Raw genomic sequence first — 12,994 nt, 5'->3', positions numbered from 1 at the left:
GCGGCCGCCGCGAGCGGCCTGGGCGGCCCAGGGCCGCGACAAGGAGACATCCATGACCAACGTCGTGATCACCGGCACAGGACTCTTCACGCCGGAGCACACCATCGACAATGATGCCCTGGTGGCCGCGTTCAATGCTTGGGTGGACGCCGAGAATGCGCGTTGCGCCGAGGCCATTGCCGCGGGTGAGCGTGAGCCTCTGCAACGTTCGAGTACCGACTTTATCGTCAAGGCCTCGGGGATCCACAGCCGCCATGTGCTCGACGCCGAGGGGATCCTGGACCCTGAGCGCATGCGCCCGCGGCTGCGTGAGCGCAGCAACGACGAGCCCTCCCTCCAGTGTGAGATGGGGGCCACCGCGGCCCGCCAGGCCCTGGAGCACGCCGGTGTGGCCGCGGGCGACATCGATCTGGTGATCGTCGGCTGCTCCAACCTGGAGCGCCCCTACCCGGCGGTGGCGGTGGAACTGCAGGCGCTGCTCGGTGCCGGCGGCTACGCCTTCGACATGAACGTGGCCTGCAGCTCGGCGACCTTCGCTATCGAGACCGCCGCCAACGCCATCCGCGCCGGGAACGCTACCCGTGCGCTGGTGGTCAATCCGGAGATCTGCTCGGCGCACCTCAACTTCCGCGACCGCGACAGCCACTTCATCTTCGGCGATGCCTGTACCGCCATCGTGCTGGAGCGCGATGACCTGGCCACCGCCGAGGCACGCTTCGAGATCCTTGGCACCCGGCTGGTGACCCGCTTCTCCAACGCCATCCGCAACAATGCCGGCTTCCTCAACCGGGTGACGGATTCGGATCCCCAGGCGCTGGACAAGCTGTTCGTCCAGGAGGGGCGCCGGGTGTTCAAGGAGGTCTGCCCTCTGGTGGCAGCGCTGATCAGCGATCACCTGGCGAGCCTCGACCATAGCGGCGATGACCTGGCGCGGATGTGGCTGCACCAGGCCAACCGCCACATGAACGACCTGATTGCCCGCCGGGTGCTGGGCCGCGACCCCAGCGAGCAGGAGGCGCCGGTGATTCTCGATCGCTACGCCAACACCAGCTCGGCGGGCTCGATCATCGCCTTCCACCTGCATCGCGACGACCTGGCGCCGGGGGCGCTGGGGGTGATCTGCTCCTTCGGAGCGGGCTACAGCGCCGGCAGCGTGGTGGTGACGCGTGCCTGAGCCTGACACCCTGGTAATAACTGGCAGTACAACTCGCATAACAAGCCGCAAGGAGAGAACGATGGTAGCCAGCACGAAAGGAAGGCAGGGCAGGGCGGTGGCGGGTCTGCTGGCGGTGTCACTGCTGGCTGGCTGCGCCAGCACCGCGGCGATGGAAGAGCGCCACCCCGATGACCCCTGGGAAGGCTTCAACCGCCGGGTGTTCTCCTTCAACGATGTCGTGGATCGCGCGGTGCTCAAGCCCACCGCCCGTGGCTACCGAGCGGTGACGCCGCAGCCGGTACAGACCGGCGTGGGCAACTTCTTCTCCAACCTGGGTGAGCCGCGCACGGCGATCAACAGCCTGCTGCAGGGCAAGCCGGGCAACGCCGGCATTGCGCTCTCCCGCTTCGCGATCAATACCACCATCGGCATCGGCGGCCTGTGGGACTTTGCCACCCACATGGAGATCACCGGCCGGGATGAGGACTTTGGCCAGACGCTGGCGGTCTGGGGGTGGGAGGAGTCGCGCTATCTGGTGCTGCCTCTGCTGGGGCCGAGCACCGTGCGCGATACCGGTGGCCTGCCCGCCGATGCGGTGACCTACCCGCTCTACTACCTCGACGACGCCGAGCTCGAGATCGCGCTGACTGCCCTGCGAATCGTGGACATGCGCGCCGGGCTGCTCGACCAGGAGGAGCTGATTTCCGGCGACCGCTACAGCTTCATTCGCGACGCCTGGCTGCAGCGGCGCCGCTTCGAGATCAGCGACGGCGAGATGGGCGATGACCCCTTCGCCATGGATGACTTTGACTTCGACGACGCCGACTTCGACGACGCCTTTTCCGACGACGCCTTTTCCGACGACGCCTTTTCCGACGACGCCTTCTCCGACTGAGGCCCCTTCCCATGGATCGTCCCAAGCAGCTGATCGGTGTGATCGATGCCCCGGGCCCGGCGCGTGATGCCCTGGCCGAGACCATCGCCCGTGACGGCCTGGCGGTGTTCGCCGCCGATAGCCCCGATGGGTTGCCGCCGGAGGTGTCGCTGGTGGTGGCCCACGTCCGAGCGCTGTCCGACGACCAGTGGGCGCCCCTCTGCGAGCGCCTGCCGACCCTGGTGGTCAGCGATAGCCGCCAGGCCCCCGGGCTGCTCTCGGCGGTGGATGTTGGGCTGGTGGACTACATCGTCGAGCCGCTGCGCCATGGCCAGTTGTTGCGGCGCATGATCCGCAAGGTGATCGAGCTGCGTCGGCTGGAAGAGGCGCGGCGCGAGGATCAGGCGCGGCTCGAGGAGCTCAACGAGAGCCTGGAGACCCACCTGGCGATGCTTCGCCTGGACCAGCAGGCCGGTGGCCAGATCCAGCGCAAGCTGCTACCACCCACGCCCCAGACGGAGGCAGGGGTGACCTGCGACTACTGGTTCGCCCCCTGGCTCTATCTCTCCGGCGACTTTCTGGATTTCCAGCGCCTGGGTGAACGCCACCTGCTGTTCTACTTTGCCGACGTCTCCGGCCATGGCGCCTCTTCGGCCTTCGTCACGGTGCTGCTCAAGTACCTGGCCAACCGCTGGCAGGGGGAGTGGGACGGGACCGCACCGGAGGCCCTGCCGCCGCGCTGGCTATCGGATCTCAACCGCGAGCTGCTGGACACTGGCATCGGCAAGCATGCCACTCTGTTCGTCGGGGTCATTGACCTCGAGCGTCGCTATCTTCACTATTCGCTGGGCGCGCAGCTGCCCATGCCCCTGCTGGTGTCCGAGGGTGATGTCCACCCCCTGCCCGGCGTGGGCATGCCGGTGGGGCTGTTTCCCGGTGCCGAGTACCCCATCCTGGGGTGTTCGCTACCCGAGAACTTCCGCCTGTGGCTGTGTTCGGATGGAGTATTGGAATGCCTGCCGGGCGAAACGCTCGACACGCGGCTCAGGGAACTCGAGCAGCGGGTGCTGGCCAGCGAGACGCTGGACGACCTGCGGACCAGACTGGCGCTTGGCCATCTGGCCAGCGGTGATGATACCAGCCTGGATACGGGAATCGAGGCACTGCCCGATGACCTGACCATCATGATGTTGAGCGGATTTGGCAATGTTGAATCATGAAGGACGCATCAAGGCGGCATTCGATGCTGGTGTCTTCGTCCTCAAACTGTGCGGCGATGTACGCCTGACACTCTGCGCGACGCTGGACCGCCAGGCCCAGCAGCTCGCCGAGACCCGGGGGCTCAAGACGCTGATCATCGACCTGCGCGACGCCACCAACGTGGACTCCACGGCGCTGGGCTTCCTGGCCAAGGTGGCCATGGCGGTGGAAGGCCGCCTGGCCGAGCGCCCCACCATCGTTGCCGACAATCCCGACATCCAGCGCATGCTGGACGTGATGGGCTTCGCCCGCTATTTCACCCAGGTGGAAGCGCCCATTACCGAAGTGCGCGAGCTGTGTGAACTACCGGCGATACCCAGCGACCTGGAGGACACCCGCCAGCGCATTCTCGAGGCCCATCGCATCCTGATGCGCATGAGCGAGCACAACCGGGAGGAGTTCCAGCCCCTGGTGGAGATGCTCGAGGCCAATGAGGCCGACCCCCACCAGCACTGACCCGAGCTTCCTTGTGAGAGCTGGGCTCTGCCCGCGGTTCGACGCTTCGACGAATGGAGGCCGAAGGCCTCCCCGGTTCATCCTCCGGCGTCAACCGAGGCTGCGTGTCGCTCTCACCCCCGGCGCAGCTCGCCCAGCAGTGTCTCCAGCTTGCGCTGATCCTGCATGAACTTGCGGATGCCCTCGGCCAGTTTCTCGGTGGCCATGGCATCCTCGTTCATGTGCCAGCGATAGTCGGCCTCATGCAGCGGTTCCGGTGCTCGGGTCTCGGCATCCAGTGGGGCCAGCTTTCGCGCCAGGGGACCGCGGGCATCGGCCAGCTCGCCCAGCAGGGCAGGGGAGATGGTCAGCCGGTCGCAGCCGGCCAGCGCCAGGATCTCGCCGGCGTTGCGGAAGCTCGCCCCCATCACGATGGTGTCGTAGCCATGCCCCTTGTAGTGCTCGTAGATGCGCTTCACCGATTGGACACCAGGATCGCTGTCGCCGCTGAAGTCGGTATCCGGTGACTGGGCCTTGTGCCAGTCGAGGATTCGCCCCACGAAGGGCGAGACCAGGGTCACCCCGGCGTCGGCGCAGGCCTGGGCCTGGGCGAAGCCGAACAGCAGGGTCAGGTTGGTGTGGATGCCTTCTCGCTCGAGCTGCTGGGCGGCGCGGATGCCCTCCCAGGTGGCGGCGACCTTGATCAGGATGCGCTCCGGCCCGACCCCGTGTCGGCCATAGCGCTCGATCAGCGAGCGGGCCCGGGCCAGGGTGGCGTCGGTGTCGAAGGAGAGTCGGGCGCTCACCTCGGTGGAGACATAGCCGGGCACCAGGGAACTGATCTCGCTGCCGATCTCCACGGCCACGGCATCCAGGGCGTCGTCAATATCGACGGCCTGGCGGGCAATCTCGCCCAGCCGCTCGCGGCGCCCCTCCAGCTGGGCGGCCTGCAGGATCAGCGAGGGGTTGGTGGTGGCATCGGTGGGTTCGAACCGACGGATGGCGTCGATGTCGCCGGTATCGGCGACCACGGTGGTCATTTGCCGGAGTTGCGAAAGCAGATCGTCGGCCATGGGGCTGGGCTCCTCGTGGAAAAGGGGAAAGTCACTCTATCAAGCCAGTATGACAGGGAACAGGGACCGGCAGGGAAGGCGACAATAGGCTATGATTAGCCGCCTATCTATGTATCATCAGGAGCCCCCTTGACCCTCGACGCCCGACGCGTGGCGCTGCTGGTGGCCGCCAACACCGCCTTGGCGCCCTTCGCCATCGACGCCTACCTGCCCGCCATGGCGGCCCTGGCCGATGCCGTGGGTGCCAGCATCCACCATACCGAACTCTCCCTCTCCGCTTTCCTCGCCGGCTTCGCCCTGGGCCAGTTGCTGTTCGGCCCGCTCTCCGACCGCATCGGCCGCAAGCCGGTGCTGCTCGGCGGCCTGGTGGTCTTCCTGCTGGCAAGCCTCGCCATCACCACGGTGAGTTCGCTGCCCGAGCTGCTGGTCTGGCGCTTCGTCCAGGCCCTGGGGGGAGGCGCCACCGTGGTCAACTCGGCGGCCATCGTGCGCGACTGCTTCAGCGGGCGCGAGGCGGCCAAGGTGATGTCGACCATGGCGATCATCATGCTGATGGCCCCGCTGGTGGCGCCGGTGGTGGGCAGCGGCCTGCTCTATCTGGGGGAGTGGTGGCTGATCTTCATCTTTCTGGCGGTGTATGCCGCCTTTCTGATGTGGCTGCTCGGCACCCGCCTGCCGGAGACCCGGGCCCCCGGGTCGCCCGTCGCCTCGCCGCGCCAGGTGTTGGCCAACTACGCCAGCGTGCTGCGCCACCGCGAGGCCATGGGCTATGTATGCGCCGCCTCCATGTCATTTGCCGGTCTGTTTGCCTTCATCACCGCCTCGCCCTTCCTCTACCTGGAGCACTTCGGGCTGGGCCCCGAGCGCTACCCGCTGGTATTCGGGATCAACGTGATCGCCATGGCGGCCTCCAACCGGCTCAATATCCGCCTGCTGAGACGGCGCAGTCCCCAGCAGAACCTGCGCCTGGGACTGGCCATCCAGCTGGGGGCGGCGCTGGGCCTGGTGCTGATGGTGGCCAGCGGCCTGGAGTCGCTGTGGACCATGGTGCCGCTGATCATGGTGTTCGCCGGCACCATCGGCCTGGTGGCGCCCAATGCCATCTCCGCGCTGCTCGACCACTTCCACCACATGAGCGCCACCGCGGCGGCCCTGCAGGGCAGCATCCAGTTCTCCTGCGGGGCGCTGGCCGGGGTGCTGGTCGGCGCCTTCGAGGTGGACAGCGCCTGGCCCATGGTGGGCACCATGCTGGGCGCGGCACTGATCGGCAACCTGGGCCTTCGTGTGCTGGCGGGCCGTGCCGGCCATGCCTGAGGCGCTGCTGGCCTGGCTCGACACGAGCCCCGGGACCTGGCTCGACATGAACTCCGGGACCTGGCTCGGTTGCCTGGCCGTGCTGGCGCTGGGGGCCTTCGTGCAGCGGGCCACCGGCTTTGGCCTGGCCGTGGTGGGGGCGCCGCTGCTGCTGATGCTGGAGCCGCGGCTGGTGCCGGTGATCCTGGTGGTGTTCGGTTTCACGGTGGCACTCACCACCCTGCGCCATTACTGGCATGAGGTGCGCCTGGCCGAGATCGGCACGGCCCTGGTGGGGCGGGTGCCCGGCAATGCCCTGGGGCTGTGGCTGCTGCTGGCCGCGCCCATGGCGGTGCTGGAAAAGCTGATCGCCGGCAGCGTGCTGTTCGCGGTGGCGGTGACCCTGTTCCGCTTTCGGCTGCCGGTCAACCGCGCCACCCTGTTTGGCGCCGGGGTCTTCTCGGGGATCTTCGGCACCGTCGCCGCCTTGAGCGGCCCACCCCTGGTGCTGTTGCTGCACGGCTTCTCGCCGGACCGCCTGCGCGGCACCCTCTCGGCCTTCTTCGTGGTCACCGCCCTGATGACGCTGGCCACCCTGGGGCTGGGCGGGCTGCTTCGCGCCTGGCATTTCGGCATGGCGTTGACCTTCGCCCCGGGGGTGCTGGCCGGCAGCTGGCTGGCCAGCCGCGTCGCCCATCGCCTCGACCGTCGCCTGCTGCAGGGGGCGTCCCTGGCGCTCTGCACCATGGCGGCACTGGCGCTGCTGGTATGACGCCTCACCACGCGCGAGCTGTCACACAAGATTCATCGAACCCGCTGGCCATGTCACCGAAGTGTCATGCGGTCTCCCTATAGTCGCCTCCATCGATCCACGGATACGGGATCGAGTCATCAACGCTGCGGCACAGCCGCACGACACCTGGAGACCAAGATGAAAACCAAGCTCATCGCTGCCGCAGTTATCGGTGCCTCTCTCGCCAGCACCGCCGCCATGGCGGAACGCGTCGATCCCAATTTGCCGACCTATGAGCGTGCCAGCGGCATCTCCGGCAACATGACCAGCATCGGTTCCGACACCCTGAACAACCTGATGACCCTCTGGGCCGAGGAGTTCGCGGGCTTGTATCCGAACATCAACATTCAGATCCAGGGTGCCGGCTCCAGCACCGCCCCTACCGCCCTGACCGAAGGTACCTCCCAGTTTGGCCCGATGAGCCGCGAGATGCGTACCTCTGAAGTGCAGTCCTTCGAGGATCGCCACGGTTACCCGCCGACCATGGTGCCGGTGGCCATCGACGCCCTGGCCATCTACGTCAACCAGGACAACCCTCTGGAAAGTATCACCGTACCTCAGGTTGACGCGATCTTCTCCGACACCCGCCGCTGCGGTTACCCGGAAGACATCACCCGCTGGGGTCAACTGGGTCTGGATGGCAGCTGGGCGAACCGCGACTTCACCCTCTACAGCCGTAACGCTGTCTCCGGCACTTACGGCTTTTTCGCCGAAAATGCCCTTTGCGGCGGCGACTTCAAGGACTCCATCAACGAGCAGCCGGGTTCCGCCTCGGTGGTGCAGGGCGTGAGCGAGTCTATCAATGGCATCGGCTACTCCGGCATTGGCTATATCACCTCCCAGGTACGCGCCGTGCCGGTGGCCCGTGACGAGGGCGAAGAAGCCTTCGAGGTGGATAGCGAGAACTACCCGCTGGCGCGCTTCCTGTTCGTCTACGTGAACAAGCACCCCAACGAGGATCTGGCCCCGCAGCAGGCCGAGTTCCTGAAGATGGTGCTCTCCAAGCAGGGGCAGGAAGTGACCGCCCGCGACGGCTACATCCCGCTGCCTGAGACCGTGGCCAGCCGCGTTCGTGGCGAGCTCGGCATCGACTAACAGATTGATATAAATCGTGTTAACGGGGGCGCTTAGGCGCCCCTTCTTTATTTCCCACGCTGTCACATAGCTGTCACGGACCCTGCTTACTCTCTGCGTATCTTTCCACCTGACGGGATTGCCCATCCGCCATGAATGACATGTCCCAACGCCCCACGTCGGGTCAAGGCAGATCGCTTCTGCCTACCACTGAGCAGCGTGAGCGCCTGCGGCGCAAGCGCACGCTGAAGGACAACATCTCCCGCTACGGTATCGGTGCTGCTGGCATCGGGGTCGTGATCGCCCTCGGGATGATCTTCGTCTACCTGTTCTCCGAGGTCATGCCGCTCTTCAAGTCGGCACAGGTCTCGACCGAGCAGACCTATGCCATTCCCGGGGTGGAAGGCGGCGAGGCCCTCGAGCACCTGACCATCGACCGCTACGACACCCTGGGGGCGAGCTTTACCGACACGGGGCGCATCACTTTCTTCGACCTGGACGGAGGGGCCTTGCGTTCGTCGTTCGAGATGCCCCGGCCCGATGGCGCGACGCGCTCGGCGTTCGCGACCGCCTTCGCCACTACGGGAGCCTTCGCCTACGGCTACGACAATGGCACCATCAGCCTCGGCCAGGTGGACTACGCGATCACCTACCCGGATAACCTGCGCCACATCGAGCCCGAGCTGAAGTTTCCCTTTGGCGAGGAGCCCCTGACCCTGGACGAGGCGGGGCGGGCCATCCAGGTGCTGGGCCTGCAGCTCAGCGATCGCGGTACCTATGCCGCCGCCGAACTCGAGGACGGCACCCTGATGGTGACTTCCTTCGATCGCCGGGAGAACATCATGACCGGTGCGGTCACCGTTGAGCAGACCACGGCCGAGCTGCCCGGCTTTGACGGCCGCGCCCGGCAGATTCTGATCGACAATCGCTACCGTCACCTCTACGTCTCCGACGACACCGGCTACATCCATCATTACAACATCGGCAACCTCAGCAATCCCCGCTACCTCGGGGCGGTGCAGGTAACGGACAGCGGCTATGTATCGGAGATGGCCTATCTCAACGGCACGGTATCGATCATCGCCGGTACCTCCGACGGCCAGGTGCGTCAGTATTTTCCAGTCCGCGATGCCCAGAACCAGTACGACCTGACCCATATTCGTGATTTCGCCCGCTATGACGCCCCGATCACCCATATCGCACCGGAGCACATGCGGCGGGGCTTCCTGGTGGGTGACGAGCTTGGGAATCTGGGTATTCATCACGCCACGGCGGGGGCTGACGTCTTCGATGGGACGATGACCGAAGGCCCCTTGGCGCGAATCGCCATCTCGCCGGTCAACTCGATGGCGCTGTTTGCCGACGAGAACCATCAGCTCCAGGTGGCCAGCGTCAATAATGCGCATCCCGGTATCTCCTTCTCCTCACTGTGGCAGAAGGTCTGGTACGAGGGCAGCAGCCAGCCGCGATATGTGTGGCAGTCAACCGCCGGCGGCGACGAGTATGAACCCAAGATGAGCCTGATGCCCCTGACCCTGGGCACCCTGAAGGCGGCCTTCTACGCGATGCTGTTTGCCACGCCGCTGGCGCTGATGGGGGCCATCTATACCGCCTACTTCATGTCGCCGAAGCTGCGCGGCAAGGTGAAGCCCACCATCGAGGTGATGGAGGCGCTGCCCACGGTCATCCTCGGCTTCCTGGCCGGGCTGTGGCTCGCCCCCTTCGTGGAGAATCGACTGCCGGCGGTGTTCAGCATCCTGATCCTGATGCCCATTGCCATGCTGGTCTTCGCCTACCTCTGGAGTCGTCTGCCCGAGCGGCTGCGCACCCGGGTGCCCGACGGCTGGGAGGCGGTGCTGCTGATGCCGATCATCATTTTCGTAGGCTGGGCCTGCGTCACGGCGAGCCCCTACGTGGAGATCCTGTTCTTCGATGGCAGCATGCGCCAGTGGTTGACGGACAACGGCTTCACCTACGACCAGCGCAACGCCCTGGTGGTAGGTATCGCCATGGGCTTCGCGGTGATCCCGACCATCTTCTCCATCGCCGAGGACGCGGTCTTCAACGTGCCCAAGCATCTGACCCAGGGCTCCCTGGCGCTGGGCGCCACCCGTTGGCAGACCGTGGTTGGCGTGGTGCTGCCCACCGCCAGCGTCGGCATGTTCTCCGCGGTCATGATGGGCTTCGGCCGTGCGGTGGGGGAGACGATGATCGTGCTGATGGCCACCGGCAACAGCCCGATCATGAACTTCAATATCTTCGAGGGCATGCGCACCCTGTCGGCCAACATCGCGGTGGAAATGACCGAAGCCGCCGTGGGGTCCAGCCACTTCCGGGTCCTGTTCCTGGCCGCCCTGGTCCTGCTTGGCATGACCTTCCTGGTCAATACGCTGGCCGAGATCATTCGTCAGCGACTGCGTAATCGCTACGGCAACCTCTGATACCGGGAGACTGTGATGAAACTTTGGTGGAAAAGCGGTGCCCCCTGGGTGTGGTTGAATGCCGGTGCGGTGGCGATTTCGGTCATCATGGTGGTGGGGCTGATCGGCCTGATTGCCGTGCGCGGCCTCAGCCACTTCTATCCCACCGAAATCGTCGAATTCCAGGTCGGTGACCCCGAACTGGGCCTCGGCCAGATGGTGATGGGGGAGCACGTACGTGCCGAGACCATCCCGGTTCCCGTGGCGCGGGATGCGGGCATCGCGGTGCCCCCCGAGCTAGGCGACGGTGAGCTGGTGACCCGGCACCTGATCAAGCAGGGAAACCGAGACGTGACTGGCAATGATTTTGCCTGGTACGCCGATCTGCAAATGACGGAGTGGCAGGCGCCACCCGACGCCATGCGACTTGAGCGCCGCGAGTGGGGCGACTTCTACGGCTATGCGCTGCGTGTGCTGGAGGACGGCGAGGTGGTTGCCGAGGGCGAGGGGCTGTGGGAAGCAGTGCAGTCTCGGGTCGAGCGCGGTAACACCCTCTATGGTGAGTTGAATCGAATCGAGCGTAACGATGTGGGGGTGATCAGCGCGGAAATGGAGGAGCTGCGCCTGCGGGAGCGTGCCCTGCAGCGTGATCCCGATATCGAACCGGCAGAGCTTCAGGCGCAGCTGGATCAGATCCGGGATCGGCAGGCCATTCTGGATCAGGAGTTCCAGACCCTGCGCGGTGAGATCCAGATCCTGCGCAGCGAGCTCTATCGCGACACCCTGATTGCATCAGTCGTCGGCGGGCAGGAAGTGCAGATTCGCATCGGCGATATCGTGCGGGCTGTCAAACCCAACAGCCTGTCGCTCACCGCCAAGGCGGTGGAGTATGTGCAACAGTTCTGGGCCTTCGTCAGCGGCGAGCCCCGCGAGGCCAACACGGCCGGCGGCATCTTCCCGGCGATCTTCGGCACCGTGACCATGGTGCTGCTGATGTCGATGATCGTCAGCCCCTTCGGCGTGCTGGCGGCCATCTACCTGCGTGAATATGCCAGGCAGGGACCTCTGCTGCGCCTGATCCGTATCTCGGTCTACAACCTCGCCGGTGTGCCCTCCATCGTCTACGGGGTCTTCGGCCTGGGCTTCTTCATCTACACCATGGGGGGGTCTATCGATCAGTTGTTCTACTCGGAGCGGCTGCCATCCCCCACCTTTGGGTCTCCGGCACTGATCTGGGCCTCTCTGACCCTGGCGCTGTTGACTCTGCCGGTGGTGATCGTCTCCACCGAGGAGGGCCTGGCGCGGATTCCCTCGTCGGTGCGCCATGGCTCCCTGGCGCTGGGGGCGACCAAGTCCGAGACGCTCTGGAAGGTGGTGGTGCCGCTGGCCACGCCGGCGATGATGACCGGCATGATCCTGGCCATCGCCCGGGCCGCGGGTGAGGTGGCGCCGCTGATGCTGGTCGGGGTGGTCAAGCTTGCGCCGACCCTGCCGGTGGATATGACCTTCCCGTTCGTCCATCTGGAGCGACAGATCATGCACCTGGGCTTCCATATCTATGATGTGGGCTTCCAGAGCCCCAACGTCGAGGCCGCCCGCCCGCTGGTCTACGCCACCGCACTGGTGCTGGTGATCCTGATCATCGTCCTCAATCTGACCGCCATCAGCATCCGTAATCGGCTGCGCGAGCGCTATCGCGCCGCCTCGGACTGATTGACGGCGATTCTCCGGATAACGATCGGCGATCATCAAGGCCGCCGATCACCAGAACACGAGACACGAGACACGAGACCATGACCTCAATGACTACCGCTCCCCGTCCCGTCGCCAGCCCTGCCAAGACGCCCTCGGGAATAAAGGGTGTCACCTTCCAGGTGCGCGACCTCAACCTCTACTACGGCAAGGAGCAGGCGCTCAAGGGCATCAACCTGGACATCCCGCGCAACAAGGTCACCGCCTTCATTGGGCCGTCCGGCTGTGGCAAGTCGACCCTGTTGCGCTGCTTCAATCGCATGAACGACCTGGTGGACATATGCCGGGTCGAGGGCAAGATCCTGCTCGACGGCGACGACATTTACGCCCGCGGAGTCGATGTAGCAGAGCTGCGCCGCAAGGTGGGCATGGTGTTCCAGAAGCCCAACCCCTTCCCCAAGTCGATCTACGAAAACGTGGCCTACGGATTGCGCCTGCAGGGGGTCAACAACAGGGCCGTGCTCGATGAGGTCGTGGAGCGCTCGCTGCGAGGCGCTGCCTTGTGGGACGAGGTCAAGGATCGACTGAGCGACAACGCCTTCGGGCTTTCCGGCGGCCAGCAGCAGCGCCTGGTCATCGCCCGGGCCATTGCCATCGAGCCCGAGGTAATCCTGCTCGATGAGCCGGCCTCGGCGCTGGATCCCATCTCAACGCTGAAGATCGAGGAGCTGATCAATGAACTCAAGGACAAATACACCATCCTGATCGTGACCCACAACATGCAGCAGGCGGCCCGGGTCTCCGATTACACCGCCTTCATGTACCTGGGGGATCTGGTGGAGTACGACGAGACCGACAAGATCTTCACCGAGCCGGCCAAGAAGCAGACCGAGGATTACATCACTGGCCGCTACGGGTAGACCA

Annotated in this window: 11 protein-coding genes; 10 read left to right on the top strand and 1 reads right to left on the bottom strand. The window is 65.4% G+C overall.

The window, feature by feature from the left end; all coding sequences use genetic code 11:
• Positions 1-52 precede the first annotated feature (52 nt).
• The 4 genes from ACM26W_RS12605 to ACM26W_RS12590 all read left to right on the top strand — a co-directional run bounded on the left by ACM26W_RS12605 (position 53) and on the right by ACM26W_RS12590 (position 3,746).
• The gene (locus tag ACM26W_RS12605; RefSeq protein ID WP_416137338.1) at positions 53-1,174 is read left to right on the top strand and encodes a beta-ketoacyl-ACP synthase III; all 1,122 of its coding nucleotides are present in this window, start codon (positions 53-55) and stop codon (positions 1,172-1,174) included.
• Between the two features lie 61 nt (positions 1,175-1,235).
• Positions 1,236-2,051 (top strand): VacJ family lipoprotein, encoded by an 816-nt coding sequence (locus tag ACM26W_RS12600; protein WP_416137337.1) that lies wholly within the window; start codon positions 1,236-1,238, stop codon positions 2,049-2,051.
• Positions 2,052-2,062: 11 nt separating this feature from the next.
• Positions 2,063-3,250, top strand: coding sequence for a PP2C family protein-serine/threonine phosphatase (locus tag ACM26W_RS12595; protein WP_416137336.1), 1,188 nt, complete (start codon positions 2,063-2,065; stop codon positions 3,248-3,250).
• Positions 3,237-3,746 (top strand): STAS domain-containing protein, encoded by a 510-nt coding sequence (locus ACM26W_RS12590; RefSeq protein ID WP_416137335.1) that lies wholly within the window; start codon positions 3,237-3,239, stop codon positions 3,744-3,746. The genes ACM26W_RS12595 and ACM26W_RS12590 overlap by 14 nt, the downstream gene beginning before the upstream one ends.
• A 113-nt stretch (positions 3,747-3,859) precedes the next feature.
• Here ACM26W_RS12590 and tal read toward each other — a convergent pair whose 3' ends face one another.
• Positions 3,860-4,798, bottom strand: coding sequence for a transaldolase (gene tal / locus ACM26W_RS12585; protein ID WP_416137334.1), 939 nt, complete (start codon positions 4,796-4,798; stop codon positions 3,860-3,862).
• A gap of 129 nt (positions 4,799-4,927) precedes the next feature.
• Here tal and ACM26W_RS12580 point away from each other — a divergent pair, with 129 nt between their 5' ends.
• The 6 genes from ACM26W_RS12580 (at position 4,928) to pstB (ending at position 12,990) form a co-directional block, all read left to right on the top strand.
• Complete coding sequence (locus tag ACM26W_RS12580; protein ID WP_416137333.1) at positions 4,928-6,112, top strand: Bcr/CflA family multidrug efflux MFS transporter; 1,185 nt, start codon at positions 4,928-4,930, stop codon at positions 6,110-6,112.
• Positions 6,105-6,863, top strand: coding sequence for a sulfite exporter TauE/SafE family protein (locus ACM26W_RS12575; RefSeq protein ID WP_416137332.1), 759 nt, complete (start codon positions 6,105-6,107; stop codon positions 6,861-6,863). Before ACM26W_RS12580 ends, ACM26W_RS12575 begins: the two co-directional genes overlap by 8 nt.
• Before the next feature lie 159 nt (positions 6,864-7,022).
• Complete coding sequence (locus tag ACM26W_RS12570) at positions 7,023-7,979, top strand: PstS family phosphate ABC transporter substrate-binding protein (protein ID WP_416137331.1); 957 nt, start codon at positions 7,023-7,025, stop codon at positions 7,977-7,979.
• Between the two features lie 140 nt (positions 7,980-8,119).
• Entirely contained in the window at positions 8,120-10,399 is a 2,280-nt protein-coding gene (locus tag ACM26W_RS12565; RefSeq protein WP_416137330.1) for an ABC transporter permease subunit, read from the top strand.
• Positions 10,400-10,414: 15 nt separating this feature from the next.
• Complete coding sequence (gene pstA, locus ACM26W_RS12560; protein WP_416137329.1) at positions 10,415-12,091, top strand: phosphate ABC transporter permease PstA; 1,677 nt, start codon at positions 10,415-10,417, stop codon at positions 12,089-12,091.
• A gap of 89 nt (positions 12,092-12,180) precedes the next feature.
• Positions 12,181-12,990 (top strand): phosphate ABC transporter ATP-binding protein PstB, encoded by an 810-nt coding sequence (pstB, locus tag ACM26W_RS12555; RefSeq protein ID WP_416140882.1) that lies wholly within the window; start codon positions 12,181-12,183, stop codon positions 12,988-12,990.
• The last annotated feature ends 4 nt before the right edge of the window (positions 12,991-12,994 follow it).

This window comes from Halomonas sp. HK25, assembly GCF_047795635.1.
GTDB lineage: Bacteria > Pseudomonadota > Gammaproteobacteria > Pseudomonadales > Halomonadaceae > Halomonas.
This window is presented reverse-complemented; position numbering and strand designations above follow the sequence as displayed.